General features: G+C 68.8%; 15 protein-coding genes. 13 read left to right on the forward strand and 2 right to left on the reverse strand.

Going from position 1 to position 18,742, the window contains the following annotated elements; translation table 11 throughout:
* Positions 1-51: 51 nt before the first annotated feature.
* Positions 52-1,221, reverse strand: a complete 1,170-nt coding sequence (locus ACFPZ3_RS12740; RefSeq protein ID WP_379514240.1) for an ROK family transcriptional regulator — start codon at positions 1,219-1,221, stop codon at positions 52-54.
* A 170-nt stretch (positions 1,222-1,391) separates the two neighbouring features.
* Between ACFPZ3_RS12740 and ACFPZ3_RS12745 the strand changes: the two genes are divergently transcribed.
* Genes ACFPZ3_RS12745 through ACFPZ3_RS12755 form a run of 3 tightly spaced genes read left to right on the forward strand, consistent with a single transcriptional unit; the run spans position 1,392 to position 6,137 of the window.
* On the forward strand, positions 1,392-2,999 hold the full coding sequence (locus ACFPZ3_RS12745) for a beta-N-acetylhexosaminidase (protein WP_379514241.1): 1,608 nt from the start codon (positions 1,392-1,394) through the stop codon (positions 2,997-2,999).
* 59 nt (positions 3,000-3,058) lie between these two features.
* Positions 3,059-4,858 (forward strand): ABC transporter permease, encoded by a 1,800-nt coding sequence (locus ACFPZ3_RS12750; RefSeq protein ID WP_379514242.1) that lies wholly within the window; start codon positions 3,059-3,061, stop codon positions 4,856-4,858.
* 22 nt (positions 4,859-4,880) lie between these two features.
* Positions 4,881-6,137: an extracellular solute-binding protein gene (locus ACFPZ3_RS12755; protein ID WP_379514243.1), complete on the forward strand. Its 1,257-nt coding sequence runs from the start codon at positions 4,881-4,883 to the stop codon at positions 6,135-6,137.
* Positions 6,138-6,182: 45 nt separating this feature from the next.
* On the opposite strand, the gene ACFPZ3_RS12760 is transcribed toward ACFPZ3_RS12755, so the two are convergent.
* Positions 6,183-7,361 carry a L,D-transpeptidase gene (locus ACFPZ3_RS12760; protein ID WP_379514244.1) on the reverse strand — a complete coding sequence of 393 codons (1,179 nt, stop codon included), beginning with the start codon at positions 7,359-7,361 and terminating at the stop codon, positions 6,183-6,185.
* Between the two features lie 182 nt (positions 7,362-7,543).
* Between ACFPZ3_RS12760 and ACFPZ3_RS12765 the strand changes: the two genes are divergently transcribed.
* The 10 genes from ACFPZ3_RS12765 to ACFPZ3_RS12810 all read left to right on the forward strand — a co-directional run.
* On the forward strand, positions 7,544-8,338 hold the full coding sequence (locus ACFPZ3_RS12765) for a helix-turn-helix transcriptional regulator (RefSeq protein WP_379514245.1): 795 nt from the start codon (positions 7,544-7,546) through the stop codon (positions 8,336-8,338).
* An 83-nt stretch (positions 8,339-8,421) separates the two neighbouring features.
* Positions 8,422-9,957 carry a long-chain-fatty-acid--CoA ligase gene (locus ACFPZ3_RS12770; RefSeq protein ID WP_379514246.1) on the forward strand — a complete coding sequence of 512 codons (1,536 nt, stop codon included), beginning with the start codon at positions 8,422-8,424 and terminating at the stop codon, positions 9,955-9,957.
* Positions 9,958-10,032: 75 nt separating this feature from the next.
* Entirely contained in the window at positions 10,033-11,040 is a 1,008-nt protein-coding gene (locus tag ACFPZ3_RS12775; protein ID WP_379514247.1) for an LLM class flavin-dependent oxidoreductase, read from the forward strand.
* Positions 11,041-11,173: 133 nt separating this feature from the next.
* Positions 11,174-12,136, forward strand: a complete 963-nt coding sequence (locus ACFPZ3_RS12780; RefSeq protein WP_379514248.1) for a threonine ammonia-lyase — start codon at positions 11,174-11,176, stop codon at positions 12,134-12,136.
* A gap of 151 nt (positions 12,137-12,287) precedes the next feature.
* Complete coding sequence (locus ACFPZ3_RS12785; protein WP_379514249.1) at positions 12,288-12,893, forward strand: dihydrofolate reductase family protein; 606 nt, start codon at positions 12,288-12,290, stop codon at positions 12,891-12,893.
* On the forward strand, positions 12,890-13,810 hold the full coding sequence (locus ACFPZ3_RS12790) for an NAD-dependent epimerase/dehydratase family protein (protein WP_379514250.1): 921 nt from the start codon (positions 12,890-12,892) through the stop codon (positions 13,808-13,810). Before ACFPZ3_RS12785 ends, ACFPZ3_RS12790 begins: the two co-directional genes overlap by 4 nt.
* Before the next feature lie 158 nt (positions 13,811-13,968).
* Entirely contained in the window at positions 13,969-15,705 is a 1,737-nt protein-coding gene (locus ACFPZ3_RS12795; RefSeq protein ID WP_379514251.1) for an ABC transporter family substrate-binding protein, read from the forward strand.
* A gap of 2 nt (positions 15,706-15,707) precedes the next feature.
* On the forward strand, positions 15,708-16,688 hold the full coding sequence (locus ACFPZ3_RS12800; protein WP_379514373.1) for an ABC transporter permease: 981 nt from the start codon (positions 15,708-15,710) through the stop codon (positions 16,686-16,688).
* Positions 16,681-17,598, forward strand: coding sequence for an ABC transporter permease (locus ACFPZ3_RS12805; RefSeq protein WP_379514252.1), 918 nt, complete (start codon positions 16,681-16,683; stop codon positions 17,596-17,598). Before ACFPZ3_RS12800 ends, ACFPZ3_RS12805 begins: the two co-directional genes overlap by 8 nt.
* Positions 17,595-18,742: ABC transporter ATP-binding protein (locus tag ACFPZ3_RS12810; RefSeq protein WP_379514253.1), on the forward strand; the 1,148-nt coding region annotated here is incomplete at its 3' end. The genes ACFPZ3_RS12805 and ACFPZ3_RS12810, both read left to right, overlap by 4 nt.

The following is an 18,742-nucleotide window of genomic DNA, read 5'->3' on the forward strand; positions in this document are numbered from 1 at the left end:
CGAAGACCCGGCATGAGGAGCCTCTTGACACCCTATGTGCAGACCTGCGCTCTAGATCATCTTCTGGGGGTCGCCGGAGGTGGGCAGGGGCGCGTCCGGGGTGAAGAGCTGGTGGTCAAGGTGGGCGACGGCATAGTCGATGGCGCCCGTGACCACGCACTCGTCGCCCAGCGTCGACGCGCGTAGATCCGGCAGGCGGATGCAGGTGCGCTCCAGGCGCTCGCGCAGCGGCGGCAGCAGGACGTCGGCCGAGCGGGAGAAGCCGCCACCCAAAACGACGACCTGCGGGTCGAGCAGCAGGACCATCGCGCTGGTGCCCACCGCCAGGTCGTCGACGTAGCGCTCGACCGCCGCGAGCGCCACCGGGTCGTCCGCGCGGGCCGCGGCCAGGGTGTAGCCGGCGGCGTCGGCCGGCGAGATGCCCTCGGGGATGATCGGGCAGTTCTGCAGGTGCTCGGAGGCGTCGAACAGCTGCGCCTGCGGCAACATGGCGATCTCGCCGGCCGCCGCGCCGAAGCCGCGGTGGACCTTGCCGTCGATGATGATCGCCGCGCCCATCCGGCGGCCGACGTGGAGGAACACCACGTCGCTCGCGTCGCGCGCGGCACCGCGTACGGCCTCGGCCTTGGCGGCCAGGCGGCTGTCGTTCTCGACGAGGATCTCGCAGGGGAACATCTCGCGCAGGTGCCCGGCCAGGTCGAGGCCGGTCCACGCGGGAATCGCGGCGCAGTAGAGGATGCGGCCCTCGGGAGTGATCACGCCGATCGTGCCCGCCGCGACGATCCACACGTCGGCGATCGTCTTGCCGCCCAGCGCCAGGCAGCCGGCGACCGTCTGCTCGATCGCGGCCAGGCGCTCGTCGAGAGGGATGTCCGGGTGCACGGGCCGGCGGGTCTCGGCCAGGATCTCACCGTTCAGGTCCGCCAGGGCGGCGCGGATGTTGTGACCCCCTATGTCGAGCCCCACCAGGTAACCGTTGCTCGCGCGGAAGCGGTAGCGGCGGGCGGGCCGGCCGAGCGTGCCCTGCGCGGGTGTGGTCTCCTCCACCCAGCCGAGCTCCATGAGCTCGTCCACGACCTCCTTCGTGGAGGGGCGCGACAGACCGGCGCGTTCGGCCAGGGCCGACAGCGTCAGGGGTCCGGCACCGCGCAACATTCCGATCGCGGTCAGGGCGTTGAGCTGCCTGAGCCGTGACAGGTCGCCGCCGCGAAGTGTGGCCATCGTCGTCCTAACGCAGGTTTCCTCTGTAATCCCGGGTCGATTATGCCAGCAATCGAGCGCTCAAAGATGATCAGCTGGGCGAACGGTGAGCATAAATGAGCATTGACCCGTGATCGTGGCTGCTGTTAATAAAGAAGCTGTCCTTCGTAATGTTCCCAGGAGACCCGCTGATGATCGTCCCCAAGCCCTTGCAGTACGAGGCCGGACCCGGCCGCTTCGTCATCGACCGCGGGACCGCGCTCGTCGCCGATCCCGCGTTCGGCGAGGTCGCGGCCTGGCTGCGCGGCGAGCTCAGCCCGGTCACCGGCGGAGAGCTGCTGCCCAGCAGTCCGGGCCCGTCGACGATCAGGCTCGCCCTCGACGACCTGCCGCCGGAGGCCTATCGGCTGATCGTCACGCCCGGCGAGGTCGCCCTGCACGCCGGGTCCGCGGCCGGGGCCTTCTACGGGGCGCAGACGCTGCGCCAGCTCATGCCGCCCGAGGCCTTCCGCCGGGCGGGTGCGGCGCCGCTGGAGGTGCCCGCCGTACAGGTGCGGGACAGCCCGCGCTTCGCCTGGCGCGGCGCGATCCTCGACGTGGCCCGGCATTTCATGACCAAGGCGGACGTGCTGCGCTTCATCGATCTGATGGCACTGCACAAGCTGAACGTCCTGCACCTGCATCTGACCGACGACCAGGGGTGGCGCATCGAGATCAAGCGCTACCCGCGCCTGACCGAGATCGGCTCGTGGCGCGAGGAGAGCCAGGTCGGCTGGATGGGCGAGATGGACGGACGGCCGCACGGCGGTTTCTACACCCAGGACGACATCCGGGAGATCGTCGCCTACGCCGCCCGCCGCCACATCTCGGTCGTACCCGAGATCGACCTGCCCGGGCACACACAGTCGGCCATCGCCGCCTACCCCGAGCTGGGCAACCTCGACATCCCGCTCGGCGTGGGCACCACCTGGGGGGTCGGCTTCAACGTGCTCAACGTCGAGGACTCCACGATCGCCTTCTTCAAGAACGTCTTCGACGAGGTGCTGGAGTTGTTCCCCAGCCCGTACGTGTGCGTCGGCGGCGACGAGTGCCCCAAGGACCAGTGGCGCGCCAGCCCGTCGGCCCGCCGCCGCATCGCCGGGGAGGGGCTGCGCGACGAGGACGAGCTGCAGAGCTGGTTCATCCACCAGTTCGACGAGTACCTGGCCGGGCGCGGGCGGCGGCTGGTCGGCTGGGACGAGATCCTGGAGGGCGGGCTCGCCCCCGGGGCGGTGGTCGCCTCGTGGCGGGCCGACCTGGGCGCGGTGGCCGCCGCCCGCGCCGGACACGACGTCATCAACTGCTCCAACACCGCCGTCTACCTCGACTACCGGCAGAGCCACCTCGAGGACGAGCCCCTGCCGTTCAGGACCGTGCTCACCCTCGAGGACGTCTACGCCTTCGAACCCGTCCCGGCCGAACTGCGCGGCGACCCGGCCGCCGAACACGTCCTGGGCGCCCAGTGCGGCATCTGGACCGAGCTGATCGACTCCACCAGGCACGTCGACTACATGGCCTTCCCCCGGCTGGCGGCCTTCGCCGAAACCGTCTGGTCTGGGCCCGAGCGAGACCTGGACGACTTCCGTAGCCGCCTGGCCGCTCACCTGCCGCGGCTGGAGGCGATCGGGGTCGAGTACCGGCGCGAGTCCGGCCCGCTGCCCTGGCAGCGGCGGCCGGGAGTGCCCGGCATGCCGGAGGATCCGGTGGAGTGGCAGGCGACGCTCGACTCCTGGACCGCCAATCTCAGAGACCCCCGATGAGGACGCGATCGGCAGCTCCCGGGCCGGCGAGCCGAGCCGCCGACCTGTGGCGTCGCACCGTGCCATGGCGCTGGCTCACGCCGAGCACGCTCCTCATCGCGGGGGTGGTCGGCTTTCCCGCCCTGTACATGGTCTACATGTCCTTCCTCGACATCAGCAGGATCGGGCTGGTCAGGGGCCTGGCCGGGCTGGACAACTACGTCAGGCTGCTGCAGGAGGACGCGCTCGGCCTCGTGGTCGGCAACACGCTGCTGTGGCTCGTGATCGTCGTCGGGCTGACCATGCTGCTCTCGCTCGCGCTGGCGCAGTTCCTGTCCAAGGAGTTCTTCGGCCGCAAGCTCGTCCGGCTCGCGCTGGTGGTGCCGTGGGCGACCTCGCTGGTGATGACCGCGACCGTGTGGCGCTTCATCTACGAGGGCGGCAACGGCCTGCTCAACCGGCTGCTGATGGATCTGTCGATCATCTCCGCGCCCGTCGACTGGTACAAGGACCCCTCGACGGCCCTGTACTCGGTCATGGCGGTCGGGATCATCACCTCGATGCCGTTCACCACGTACGTGCTGCTGTCCGGGTTGCAGACGGTGCCGCACGACGTGCTGGAGGCCGCGAAGATGGACGGCGCGAGCGCGTGGGCGACCTGGCGGCGGGTGACGCTGCCGATCCTGCGGCCGTCGCTCATGATCGCGCTGGTCCTCAACATGTTGCACGTCTTCAACGCGTTCACCGTCATCTGGGTGATCATGGGGAAGACGGCGGGGAACCACGCCGACACGACGGTGACCTGGCTGTACAAGATCGCGTTCACCGCGCAGCTCGACTCGGGTGAGGCCGCGGCGCTGGGCGTGCTCAACGTGGTCTTCCTGCTGCTGCTCATCCTGGCCTTCGTCCTGGTGCTGCGACCGCACCGCGACCCCGCGGCCGGCGACGGGACACCCGCTCCCCCGCCTGTCGAAGAGCGTCCCGCCGCTCCCCCGCGGAGTCCGGCGCCGGTCAGGCCCAGCAGGCCGGTGCTGCTGCGGGCGGGCCGTGGGTGGGCGCGGATCCGCCCCGTGGTGCTCCCGATCGTCGGGCTGGCGGTGGCGCTGTTCTTCATCGCGCCCTACGCCGCGATGTTGTTCGGCTCACTCAAGACCGACGCGGAACTGTTCGCCGTCCCGGCGAACTACCTGCCCGAGAGCTGGGCGTGGTTCAACTACGCCGACGTGTGGCGGCGCATCCCGCTGGCCGACTACTTCCGGGTCAGCCTGACCGTCGCGCTGGCCTCCACGGCGCTCGTCCTGGTCATCGCCGCGCCGGCGGCCTACGTGCTGGCCCGCTCCCGGTTCAGGGGACGGACGGCCTTCCTCAGCGTGATCCTCGTGACGCAGATGTTCCCCGCGGTGGCGCTGCTCATCGGCCTGTACCGGCAGGCGGTGTTCGTGGACGGGATCAACAGCTACGGCGTCATCATCGCCATCAACTCGGCCTTCAACCTCGCCTTCGCCGTGTGGATCCTGCACGCCCACTTCAGCTCGATCCCCGTGGAGATCGACGAGGCCGCGATGATGGACGGTCTCGGCAAGTTCCGCATCATGCTGCGCATGATCCTCCCGCTGGCCGCGCCCGGCCTCGTCACCGTGATGATCTTCACGTTCATCCAGGTGTGGAACGAGTTCGTCATCTCACTGACGCTCTTCAACGATCCGGCGAACGGCCGCGTGCCTCTCACGGTCGGCGTCCAGCAGTTCATCGGCCTGTACGAGACCAACTACCAGTACCTCTTCGCCGCGGCGCTGATGGCGATCGTGCCGGCGGTGATCCTTTTCGCCCTCATCGAGAAGCACCTGGTGAGCGGCCTCACCGCAGGCAGCACCAAGTGACAACGAGAAAGATCGGTATGAGATGACCTCCAGAAGAAGACCACGGCTCGGCGGCCTGGCCGCTATCGCCGCTCTCGTGCTCGGGCTGAGCGCGTGCGGCGGCGGGGCGGGCGGGGGTGCGGACGGCGGGCAGAACTCCATCAAGCTGGTCGTCGCCCAGTACACCGAGGGCACGCGCCCCTACTGGGACGAGCTGATCAAATCCTTCGAGGCCGAGCACCCCGGCAAGAACGTCGACCTGCAGGTGATCGACTGGGGAAACCTGCAGAGCCAGGTCAACACTATGGTTCAGACCAAGCAGTTCCCCGACGTCCTGAACATCAACGTCTTCGCCGACTACGCGGAGGCCGGCCTGCTGTACCGCGCCAACGAAGTGGTGTCCAAAGAGGTGCTGTCGGACTTCCTGCCGTCCTTCGCCGAGAACGCCTCCTATGACGGCACCCAGTACGGTCTGCCGTTCGTCGCGACCGTCAACGGCATGTACTACAACAAGACGATCCTGAAGAAGGCCGGCTTCGAGAAGCCTCCGGCCACGTGGGACGAGTTCCGTGCGGCGGCCAAGGCGATCAAGGCCCTGCCCGGCGGCTACATCCCGTACGCGCTGGCGCTCGGCGCCGAGGCCGGCGACTACGAGTTCGGCACCTGGATGCGCGCCGACGGCGGCGACTGGCGCACCGGCGACAAGTGGACCGTCAACGGGGAGCGCGCCGTCGAGACGCTGGAATTCCTCAAGTCGCTGACCCAGGACGGGTACACCCAGCCCAACCCGGGCCAGACCAACCGCCCCGACGGCACCTGGCCGCTGTTCGCCCAGGGCAAGGTGGGCATGGTGTACGCCTCCTTCGGTACCCGGGCCTTCCTCGACCAGGTGGAGAAGTCGAAGGTCGAGTACGGCGCCACGACACACCCCACCAACCACGGAGCCGAGCCGGCCACCCACGGCATCCAGGACTATCTGATGGCCTTCAAGAAGGACGGCAATCAGGAGCTGGTCCGCGAGTTCCTCGACTACTTCTACCAGGCCGGCAACTACGCCGATTACCTGAAGGTCGAGGGCCTGCTGCCGACGACCGCCTCCGCCTCGGCGGTCATGCGAAAGGACCCGAAGGTCAGCCCCATCGTCGACATGGTGGCCAAGGCACGCTTCGACCCGACCTCGCAGCCGGTCTGGGCCGAGTTGCGCGGCTCGGTGGCCGCGGAGCTGGGCACCGCCCTCGCGCCAGGCGGCGACCCGCGCGCCATCCTGACCAAGTTCCAGCAGATCGCGGAACGCTCCTAGGAGGCAGCCGTCCGGGCCGCGACCTCGGCCGCGGCCCGGACGAGGTCAGGTGTTGGCCGACTCGCTGAGGGCGCTGCCCGCCAGCCATTGCTCCCACGACTTGGCCCACGGCGTCGGCCCGTTGCCGAACTGGAGCTTGCGCGAGGTCCCCGTGACCTCGATGATGTCTCCCCGCTGGGTGAAGTTGTAGAACCAGTGGGCGTTGGCCGAGCCGGCGTTCACGCATCCGTGGCTGACGTTGCGGTTGCCCTGCGCGCTCGTCGACCATGGTGCGGCGTGGAAGAACATGCCGCTGTAGGTCATCCTGACGTTCCACTTGGTGTGGTGGAAGTACTCGCCCGGTATGCCGACGGTGGCCGAGTCCATGAGGAAGTCCGTGGACTTCTCCTGGGCGATCATGGTGCCGGAATAGCTCTCGTAGCCCGGCTTGCCCAGGCTGACCGGGATGGTCTTGACGACCTCGCCGTTCTTGCGCACGACCGCCCGGTGGGCCTTGTTGCGGATCGTGGTGATGTGCTCGGGACCGACGGAGAAGGTCAGGCTGCGATCCTTGGTGCCCCACAGGCTCCGTCCGACCCGCAGGCCGGCCAGGTGGGCGACCACCGTGACCTTCTCACCGGCCGGCCAGTACTCGCGCGGCCTGAACTGGACCTCCCGGTCGCTCACCCAGCTCCAGGCGCCCTCGACCGGCTCGGACATCTGAACCGTCAGCGACCGCTCGACCGCGGCCCGGTCCTTCTGCTCGGTCACCGGCTGCGACAACAGGAGCTGGATCGGCATCCCGACACCGACCTTCTCACCGTTCAGCGGCGACATGCCGCTCTGCAGCACCCGCTTCGGCTTCAGCGTGGTGAACGCGGCCCGCTTCGCGATCTGCTTGCCATCCGCGCCGGTGGCCCGCACGCTCACCGTGTACGCCGTTGACGGCTTCAACGGCCACGTCGGCCGCCACGTCCCGTCCGCGCCCGCACTCACGGCGACCTCGTGTCCCTCGGCGTCGGCGACGGTCAGCTGGGTGATCTTGCCGTCGGTGACCTTGACGCTGATCCCGGTATCCGGGGGAACCTTTTTCGTGCCGTCGGCAGGCGTGATCGACAACTTGGCCGGCGGGCCCTGTGCCTGCTGCTTCTCGGGCGGCGGGTTGGGGCCGCCCGAGGTGCATCCGGCGGCCAGGAGCAGCACCACCGTGAACGTGCTGACGAGTATGGTCCCGCCTCTTCCCATCGCCGATGCCCCCCATCCCCCGATAAATCGGCATATTTCAGACTAGACAGCCTCTTGTTGATACGGAGAGCGTTATTCCCATTACTGACAGTAATCATGCGGAGATACCTCGACCGATGGTGACTTGATGTGAACTAGCCGGAATACGCAAGGATCGGACTGCGAGAACACTAGGAGGCGCGATGTCGCATCTCTGGCGCGGCTGGTGCTTACTCCGCCCGGGCGCCCTGCTGTACGGCGGAACCATCGGCACGAACCAGCTGCACTCCCACCACGCGGTCCACCTGATCGTCTCCGCGGAACCCTTCACCATGGCCGACGCCCATGGCCGGCGGCTGACCACCCGGACCGCGGTCATTCCTCCCGACACCGGCCACGCCATCCTCACGGGAGCTCGCGGAGCCCTGCTGGTTCTGCTCGAACCCGGCGGTTCGCCAGGCCGTTCTCTTTTCGCCCATTCTGGTGCGGGGGCCGACGCGCCGAGCTGGAGCCCGCCCTTCCCGCCCGCGAGCCCGAGACACCGTAAGGTGGCGGCGCCGCTCACGTTCACGAGACCCTCGAACGGCCATGAACACACGGCCGAGGCGGCTGCGGCCCTGAAGGTCGTCGAGGACTGGACGGGCCAGCGTGGTGCCGGGGAAATCCCGATTCACCCGGCGGTGGAGATGGCGATAGCCGTGATCCCCACTCTCCTGGCCGGGGGGCCGGTGCGTCTGGGCGTGCTCGCGGCCGCGGTGCACCTGTCCCCGAGCCGGTTGGCGCATCTGTTCAGCGCGCAGGTGGGGATTCCGCTGCGACCCTATGTGCGCTGGCAGCGCATTCAGCACGCGATCAGGCTGGTGGCCGCGGGAGAGTCGTTGACGATGGCCGCCCACAGTGCCGGATTCACCGACGGGTCACACTTCACCCGGGTCTTCAGGCACAACTTCGGGACCGCGCCGTCCACGCTGGCCGCCGCCATCGACTGGCTGCCCTGATTCGACACGTTCGTACAAGCCCTGGCCGCATCGGTGCCGCATTCTTCGTCGTACGAAATGTCTCCGAGACGAAAAGGGTCGCGATGCTCAATCTGTCGATCATTCTGGAAGACAGCGCTCGCAACGCTCCGGACCGCACCGCCCTGGTCTTCGGCGATCTGCGCCTGCCGTACTCGATGGTGGACTCCGTCGCGAACCAGGTGGCCAACCTCCTGGTGGCCCGGGGGATCGGCAAGGGCGACAAGGTCGCGCTGCTCTGCCCGAACCTGCCCTACTTCCCCTTCGTCTACTTCGGCATTCTCAAGGCCGGGGCGACCGTGGTCCCGCTCAACGTGCTGCTGCAGCCGCGTGAGATCGTCTACCACCTGAACGACAGCGACGCCAAGGCGCTGTTCTGCTTCGAGGGCTCCCCCGAGCTGCCCATGGGCGCGCGCGGGCGCGAGGCTTTCGACGCCGCCGAGGGCTGCGACCTCTTCCTCGTCCTGCCCGCCACGCCGCTGGCCACCGAGTCGGAGCACGGCGAATCGTTCTGGGCGGCGCTGGACGGCATGTCCGGGGAGTTCGAGACGGTGCGGACCGAGCCGGACGACACCGCGGCCATCCTCTACACCTCCGGCACCACCGGTCAGCCCAAGGGCGCCGAGCTGACCCACATGAACATCCTGACCAACACCATCGTCAGCGACGAGATGTTCCCCGCCGGTCCCGACGGCGACGTCTCCCTCACCGTGCTGCCGCTCTTCCACTCCTTCGGCCAGATCGCGGTCATGAACGTGAGCGTGCGCCGCCGGGCCACCCTCGTGCTCCAGCCGCGCTTCGAGGCCGGCGAGGCGCTGGAGCTGATGCGCAGGGAGAAGGTGACCATGTTCGCCGGAGTGCCGACGATGTTCTGGGCGCTGCTGTCGAAGATCCACGCCGACGGGGCCGAGGCGCCCTCGGCGCTGCGGGTGGCGGTGGCGGGCGGGGCCTCCTGCCCGGTCGAGGTGCTCAAGGACTTCGAGGCCACCTGCGGCATTCCGATCCTGGAGGGGTACGGCCTGTCGGAGACCTCCCCGGTGGCCAGCTTCAACCAGCCCGGCCGGCCCACCAAGCCCGGCACCATCGGCTTCCCCGTCTGGGGCGTGCAGATGCGACTGGTGGACGACGAGTGGAACACCGTCGAGGGCGGGGGCCCCGGCGAGATCGCCGTCCGCGGGCACAACGTCATGAAGGGCTACTACGGGCGGCCCGAGGCCACCGAGGAGGTCATACGGGACGGCTGGTTCCGTACCGGCGACGTCGCCACCCGCGACGAGGACGGCTACTACGCCATCATCGACCGCACGAAGGACATGATCATCCGAGGCGGCTTCAACATCTACCCTCGCGAACTGGAGGAGGTGCTGATGACGCACCCGGCGGTCTCGCTGGTGGCGGTGGTCGGCGTTCCCCACGGCTCGCACGGCGAGGAGGTCAAGGCCTACGTCATCCCGGCGCCCGGCGCGACGGCGAGCCAGGACGAGCTCATCACCTGGTGCAAGGAGAACATGGCGGCCTACAAGTACCCGCGGATCATCGAGTTCCGCGAAAGCCTGCCGATGACGGCGACCGGCAAGATCCTTAAGCGCGAGTTGCGCTAGCTCGTATCGTCACTCCACAAAGGAGCCTATTACCCTTAAAGTCAACCGGAAATGTGACTTTAAGGAGGGACGCGCATGCCACTGCGCAAGCTGGGCTTCCTGACGATCGGGCTGTTCGACGAGGCCGATCCGCGCCGCGGGCACGAGTCGACGCTGGAGATCATCGAGCTGGGTGAGCGGCTGGGCTTCGACAGCGCATGGGTGCGGCACCGGCACCTGCAGTACGGCATCTCCTCGCCCGTCGCGGTGCTGGCGGCGGCCTCCCAGCGCACCAGCCGTATCGAGCTGGGCACGGCGGTCATCCCCCTGGGCTGGGAGAATCCGCTGCGGCTCGCCGAAGACCTGGCGACCGTGGACGTGTTGTCGGGCGGCCGGCTCAACCCGGGCGTCAGCGTCGGCCCGCCCTTCCACTACGACCAGGTCAAGGACGCGCTCTACCCCGGCACCGGCGACCAGGAGGACTTCGGTTACGAACGCGTGCGCCGGCTGCTGGGCTTCGTCCGCGGCGAGCCGGCCACCGACTTCAGCGGGGTCGAGGGCTTCGAGGTCTTCTCCGACCGGGTGCAGCCCCACTCCCCCGGCCTCGGCGCCCGCATGTGGTACGGCGGCGCCAGCCTGCGCTCGGCCCGATGGGCGGGCGAGAACGCCATGAACTTCCTGACCAGCAGCGTCGTGAAAGCGGAGGAGTCTGAGGATTTCGCCCAGATCCAGCTCTCCCACGTACGGGAGTTCCGCGCGCACCACCCCGACGGCGACCGGGCCCGCGTCTCCCAGGGCCTGGTGGTCATCCCCACCGACAGCGCCTCGTCCGGGCAACGGGCCAAGTACGAGGAGTACACCGGCAAGCGCCTGCCCAGAACCTTCGAGCCCCAGGGGCCCGCACGGATGATGTTCGCGCCCGATCTCGTGGGCGGCTCCGCCGAGATCGCCGAGCGGCTGCATGCCCATGCCGCCTACCGGGAGATCGACGAGGTGGCGTTCGCGCTGCCGTTCACGTTCGACCACGAGGACTATGTGCAGATCCTCACCGACATCGCCACCGGACTCGGGCCGGAGCTCGGCTGGCGACCGACGGCACCCTGACCGAAGTCCGCCGGTTCTTCGATGTGTTCACCCAGGCGAGCGATATCCTGCACAGCAGGGGCCGGACCGATACGTCAACGTGGTCGTCGGACGTGATCGCGGTCGGCCACCGTCGGGTGTGTATAGTCTCGGCGTGCTCGAGACCCGCCTTGATCTTGACCGGATCCACGCGGCCCGCCGCGTGATCGACCCCATGTTTCTGGACACCCCGATGTACCCGTGCGATGCGCTGGGACGCCGGCTCGGCTGCACCGTGCACGTCAAACTGGAGACGGCGAACCCGGTCCGCAGCTTCAAGGCCCGGGGCACCGAGTTGGTGACGAGCCTGCTGGCCGGGCAGGGCCGGACCGACGTGGTGTGCGCCAGCGCCGGCAACCTCGGCCAGGCGCTCGGCTGGTCGGGCCGCCGCCGTGGCCTCAACGTGACGGTCGTCGCGTCGCGGCGGGCGCCTGTCGCCAAGCTCGATCGGATCCGCGCTCTGGGTGCGGAGCTGGAGCTTGTGGACGGCGACTTCGAAATGGCCCGCGAGCGGGCCGCGGATATCGCGCGGGAGCGCGGCATCCGGCTGGTCGAGGACAGCCTGGACGTGGAGACCTGCGAGGGAGCCGCGACGATCGGCCTTGAGCTGGCGGGCGCGGAATCCACGTTCGACACCGTTCTGATCGCCCTGGGTGGCGGCGCGATGGCCACCGGCGTGGGCTACGTCCTCAAGTCCCTGCTACCCGGAGTCGAGGTGATCTGCGTGCAGCCCGTGGGTGCGCCGGCGATGACTCGCTCCTGGCACGAGCGCCGCGTCATCACCACCGAATCGACCGACACCATCGCCGACGGCGTCGCCGGCCGCTACCCCATCCCAGCGGTCCTGGACGACCTCCTCGCGGTGGCCGACGACGCCGTCCTCGTCCACGAGTCGTCGATCATCGCGGGCATGCGGATGCTGCTGGAGGACACGGGCCTGGTCATCGAGCCATCAGCCGCCCTCGGCGTCGCCGCCGTCCTGGAAGACCGTGACCGTTTCGCCGGCCGTCACGTCGTCACCGTCCTCTGCGGCGGCAACGTCGACCTGGATGCCTATCAGCGCTGGGTTCGTCGCTGACATACGCCGCGGGGAGCAGGCGCAAATGTCACAGATCCGGCGATGACGTTCATCACCGCTGACTGTCCACATCAGCATCTGCCGGTCGCGCAGCGGAGCCGCGAGACTTTCCGGCAATCGGAAGGAATCCGGAAAGCGAAAGGTTACCCTGATGAGCAAGGTCTTCAGTGCCCACGCCGTCTCGGTCGACGGCTATGTCAGTGGTCGCACGCCCGACGGCGACAAGGAGTTCGGACGCGGTCTCGGTGACGCGCCCATGCTCTTCGACTGGTACTTCGACGGGGACACGCCGAGCCGGCTGTTCGACGGATTCAAGCTGAGCGAGCCGAGCGCCCGGGTCTTCGACACCGCCGCGGCACGAGTGGGCGCGACTGTCGCGGGACGCACCACCTACGAGCACTCCAGCCATTGGGGAGGCGGTGGCCCGCACCCGACGGCGCCGCTGTTCGTCCTCAGCCACCGGCCCGCGCCCGAGATCAGCGAGAAGCAGACGCTGGTCACCACCGGCATCGAGGACGCGATCGCGCAGGCACGCGCGGTCGCGGGGGACAAGGACGTCGCCCTGATGGGCGGCGGCGTGCTGACCTCCGCGCTGGAAGCCGGCCTCGTCGATGAGGTGATCCTGCACCAGGTGCCCGTCCTGCTCGGCGGCGGCCGCCCCTTCTTCCAGGACCTGCCGGAGCACGTGCGCCTGCGCCTGATCGAGGCCGTCCCGGCGCCCGGCGTGACCCACCTCCGCTACGAGGTGGCCCGATGATCCTCGTCACCGGTGGTCTCGGCATGATCGGCGCCCACACTGCCCGCGCCCTCCTCGACCTCGGACACGAAGTCGTCGTCACCGCACACCGCCGGAGCGAGGTCCCGTCGTTCCTCGCCGGCCGGGTCATTGTGGAACCCCTCGACGTCACCGACCGGGACGCCTTCCTGGCCCTCGCCGCTCGCCACGACATCAGCGACATCGTCCACCTCGCCGGCTCCATCCCCGGCAAGGACCCGGTCGACTTCTTCCGCACGGACATGACCGGCCTGCTCAACGCGCTGGACGCCGCCCGCACCTGGGGCGTGCGCAGGTTCGCCGTCGCCGGCAGCATCGGCGTCTACATCGGCCGGAGCGAGACCCGCTGGCACGAGGAGCTCGCACTGCCCGCCGCGGACGTGCCGCTCCTGATCATCGCCTTCAAGAAGGCGGTCGAGCCGCTGACCACGCACAGCCTCCAGGGCACCGGGGTCCAGCCGCTCGTCCTCCGGATCGGGAGCACCTGGGGACCGCTGATGGACCCGGAATCGCCGTTCAACCACATCCCGCCGTACATCAGTGCCGCACTCCGCGGTGAGCGGCCGCAGCCGCTGTACGCCGACGACGGCGGCGACAGTTGCTACGCACCCGACGCCGGGCGCGCGATCGCCCTGCTGATGACCGCGAAGACGCTGCGGCACGACACCTACAACGTCTCCAGCGGCCGGCCGTCCACCAACCGCGAGCTCGTCACCGCCCTGCGGGCGATCACCCCTGGCCCGCGGCTCGACCTGCTGCCCGGACGGCAGAGCGGCCCCGGCGACGACCCCTACCTCGACATCACCCGCCTCACCCACGACACCGGCTTCACCCCGGCCTTCGACGTCGCCGCGGCGGTCGCCGACTACGTCGCCTGGCGCGCTGGCAACTCCCGCTAGAACCCGTCCGCGTCTCCGGAGTCAGGCCCTCGATCGGCCGCCGTCGGCGCGTCCTGACTGTGGTTGTCACAGAATCGCAATATTTAGTGACATCACCGTGATGGACAGGATCACATGGCCCTTCATGCTGTGGGGAAAGCCGCTTGAAAGGCCACCCCATGCGAAGAGGCTTCACGGTCCTGGCCGCGCTTGTGCTCGGCGTAGCCGCCTGTGCCGGTAACCAACCCTCCACGGAACAGAAGACCCAAGGGCAGACCGCCACAAGCGTCGGCTTCGCCGAGTGCCCCAAGAGCCCGGCCACCTGCAACACCGGCCAGCGCCGTCAGGGCGGGCAGCTCATCTACGCCCTGGAACAGCAGTGGACCAACTGGAACATTGACTCCGCCGGGGGCAACCTGTTCTACACCTCCCAGGCGCTGGGCCCGCTCAACCCCGGGATCTTCATCCAGAGCCCCGACGCCAAGGTGCGGCTCAACACGGACCTGATGGAGTCGGCCGAGCTCACCGACCCCACCACGATCGTCTACAAGATCCGCAAGGAGGCGGTCTGGGACGACGGCGTGCCCATCGACGTCAAGGACCTGCAGTACCTGTGGCGCGTGGCCAACGGCAGGGACTGCGACGTGGCCAAGTGCACGCCCTACACCCAGGCGGGCTTCGACCAGATCAAGTCGATCGACTCGCCCGACGGCAAGACCGTCACGGTCAAGCTCACCAAGCCGTTCGCCGAGTGGCAGGCGTTGTGGGCCCAGTCCCGCATCTACCCGGCCCACGTGGCCGAGAAGGCCGTCGGGCCGCTGGACAACGAGGCCAACCTGGCCAAGGCGGTGGAGTTCTTCAGCAAGACCGTGCCGACCTGGAGCGGGGGGCCGTACAAGCTGCAGGAGTACAAGCAGGGCGACTCGCTGGTCATGGTGCCCAACCCCCAGTGGTACGGGCAGCAGAAGCCGACGCTCGACCGGCTCATCTTCAAGATCATCACTGACGTCCCGCAGTTGCCGACAGCGCTGGCCAACCGCGAGGTCAACGCCATCTACCCGCAACCGCAGGTGGACATGGTCCAGCAGCTCAAGCAGGACCAGAACTCCAACTTCTACATCGGTCCCGGGCTCGGCTGGGAACACTTCGACATCCGCACCACCAACACCTTCCTCAAGGACAAGGCCCTGCGCCAGGCGCTGTTCACCGCCGTGAACCGGCAGGCGCTGATCGACAAGACCGTCGGCCAGTTCGCGCCCGACATCAAGCCGCTCAACAACTACAACCTCTTCCCCGGCGTCTCGCCCTACTACAAGGACGTCATCACGCCGACCGGGGCCGGCGGGGGCGACATCGACACCGCCAAGAGCGTGCTGACCAAGGCCGGGTACAAGATCGACCCTGACGGCCTGGTCACGCCGAAGGGGGAGAAGGTGGCGCCGCTGCGCCTGCGCTACACCGGCGGCAACGAGGTGCGCAAAGTCATCTGCGAGCAGTTCGCCGAGATGGTCAGGCCGCTCGGGGTGACGCTCAAGGTCGAACCCACCGACGACCTGTCGGGCACGCTGGGCAAGGGCGACTTCGACATCATCCTCTTCGGCTGGACCGGCACGATCTTCCCGTTCGTCAACGCGCAGCAGAACTGGGCCTCCGCCAGCGCCAGCAACTACTCCAAGTACGGCGACAAGCAGATCGACGGCCTGATCAACGACGCGGTGCAGACGGCCGACCAGTCCGCCGCCGCCGACCTGCTCAACCAAGGACTGGAGCGGTTCGCCGCCGGATACGCCGTCCTGCCCATCTACCAGAAGCCGACGATGATCGCGGTGAACAAGGACGTGGTGAACGTCCGCAACAACCCGACCGGTGACGGCCCCGTCTACAACGCGAAGGAATGGGGCCTGCTGGCCCAGTGATCATGCTCGCGTACGCCATTCGCAGGGTGGCCGCGTCGATCCCGGTGATCCTCGCGGCCACGTTCGTGGTCTTCCTACTCGTCTCCCTCACCGGCAACCCGGTCGACCGGCTCCGGCTGCTCGACCCACCGCCGCCGCCGGAGGTCCTCGCGGCCGAGGAGCACCGGCTGTTCGTCGACCGGCCGCTGCTGACCAGGTACTGGCTCTGGTTGTCCGGCATCCTGCGCGGCGACTTCGGGCCCTCGGTCGACCAGTACCTCAGGATCGGGCCGGAGGCGTTCTCCAGGTTCGCGGTGACCTTCCGGCTGGTGCTGCTGGCCATGCTGGTGGCGCTGGTGCTGGCCGTGGTCGTGGGCGTGGTCAGCGCCGTCAGGCAGTACACCGTGACCGACTACACCTCGACCTTCTTCGGCTTCCTGTTCCTGGCCATGCCCGCGTTCTGGCTGGCCGTGCTGCTGAAGGAGGGCGGGGTCTTCGCCAACAACAACCTGGGCGGGACGGTCTTCTACACGGTCGGGGAGAGCTCGGTCGTGGTGGAGGGCGGTTTCCTGGCGGAACTCGCCGACGGGGTCGGACATCTGATCCTGCCCACGATCGCGCTCGCCCTGATCAGCTTCGCCTCCTGGAGCCGCTACCAGCGCGCCGCCATGCTGGAGGTGCTCAACAGCGACTACGTACGGCTGGCCAGGGCCAAGGGCCTGCGCCGGCGCAAGGTCATGACCAGGCACGCACTGCGCACGGCGCTCATCCCGCTGGTCACGATCACCGCGCTCGACCTGGCCAACATCATCGGCGGGGCGGTCGTCACCGAGACCGTCTTCCAGTGGCGCGGCGCGGGCCGCCTGCTGCTCGACGCGATCAGGGCCAGGGACGTGCACGTCGTCATGGCCTGGCTGCTGGTCGCCTCGACCGCCGTGGTGCTGTTCAACCTGCTGGCGGACCTGCTGTACGCCAAGCTCGACCCGAGGATCCGCTATGACTGACCCCCTCCAGCAACAGGTCCGCGCCTCTCCACCGCTCGCCGGCCAGCCGTTCGCGGTCACCGAGCGGACCCAGACCCAGCTCGTCCTGCGCCGTTTCCTGCGGCACCGGCTCGCCGTGCTCAGCCTGCTGGTGTTCGTGCTGATCGTGCTGTTCGCCTTCGTCGGGCCGCTGCTGTGGAAGTACACCTACTTCACCAGCACGCCCGACAACTCCCAGCCGCCCTCGCTCACCCACCCGTTCGGCACCACAGGCGACGGCAAGGACCTGCTGGCCCTGGTCATGCGGGGCACCCAGCAGTCGGTGAAGATCTCGCTGCTGATCGCGGTGGCCTCCACCGCGATCGGCACGGTCTGGGGCGCGGTGGCCGGCTACTTCCGCGGCCCGGTCGACGCCGTGCTGATGCGCGTCGCCGACCTGGTCATCATCCTGCCGATCCTGGCGGTGGCCGCCGTGCTGGCCAGCTCCTCCGACGGCGCCTGGTGGATGGTGTCGCTGGTCATCGCCGGCCTGCTGTGGTCGCACGTGGCCCGGGTGGTGCGCGGGGTGGTGCTGTCGCTGCGGGAACGGGAGTTCGTCGAGGCGGCCAGGGCGCTCGGCGCGACCGACGCCCGCATCATCTTCCGTCACCTGGTGCCCAACGCCATCGGCCCGATCATCGTGGCGGCGACGATCCTGGTCGCCTCCGGCATCCTCATCGAGACCGCGCTGTCGTTCCTCGGCTTCGGCGTGCAACCGCCCGACACCTCGCTGGGCATCCTGGTCAGCGAGGCGCGTACGGCCGTGCAGACGCGGCCGTGGTTGTTCTACTTCCCCGGCCTGTTCATCATCCTCATCGCGCTGTGCGTCAACTTCATCGGCGACGGCCTGCGCGACGCCCTCGACCCCAAGCAGACCAGGGTGCGCCCATGACCGTGCTCCAGGTGGACGACCTCCACGTCTCCTTCCCGACCGACGACGGGCTCGTACGGGCCGTGCGCGGCGTGAGCTTCTCGCTGGCCGCGGGCGAGTCGCTGGGCATCGTGGGCGAGTCCGGGTCGGGCAAGTCGGTCACCTCGCTGGCCATCATGGGCCTGCTGCCGGCCAACGCCCAGGTGAAGGGCGAGATCCGGTTCGATAGCAGGCAACTGCTGGGGCTGACCGACGACGAGATGAGCGACGTGCGCGGCGGCCGCATCGCGATGATCTTCCAGGACCCGATGACCTCGCTCAACCCCGTCTACACCGTCGGCCACCAGGTCGCCGAGGCGATCCTGGCCCACCAGGACATGGGGGAGGCCAAGGCCAGGAAGAGGGCCGTCGAGCTGCTGGAGATCGTCGGCATCCCGCACGCCGAGCAGCGGGCCGGCAGCTTCCCGCACGAGTTGTCCGGCGGCATGCGCCAGCGGGTCGTCATCGCCATCGCGATGGCCAACGACCCCGACGTCATCATCGCCGACGAGCCCACCACCGCCCTGGACGTGACCGTCCAGGCGCAGATCCTGGCCGCGCTGGAGAGGGCCAGACAGGAGACCGGGGCCGCGCTGATCCTCATCACCCACGACCTGGGGGTGGTGGCCGGGCACACCGACCGGGTCGCGGTCATGTACGCGGGCCGGCTGGTGGAGACCGGGTCGGCGCGGGAGGTGTTCTACCGGCCGCGCATGCCGTACACGATGGGGTTGCTAGGCGGCGTGCCGCGGCTGGACCGGCCGCAGCGGCGGCTGACGCCCATCGCGGGGGCGCCGCCCTCGCTGCTCAGCCTCGGCCCCGGATGCCCGTTCGCGCCGCGCTGCCCGCTCGCCGAGAGCGTCTGCGAGGAGGAGCCCGAGTTGCGCGTGGTCTCGCCCGCCGGGCAGCGGGCGGCCTGCCACTTCGCCGAGACGCTGACCGGCGGGACCGTCTACCCGCCGCAGGAGGAGCGGCCGCTGCCCGCGGTCGGCGAGCCGATCCTGCGGGTCCGCGAGCTGGTCAAGCACTTCCCGCTGCGCTCGCGCGGGCTGCTGCGCAAGCAGGTCGGCACCGTGCACGCGGTGTGCGGGGTCTCCTTCGAGGTACGGCAGGGCGAGACGCTCGG

Source organism: Nonomuraea insulae (assembly GCF_042656245.1).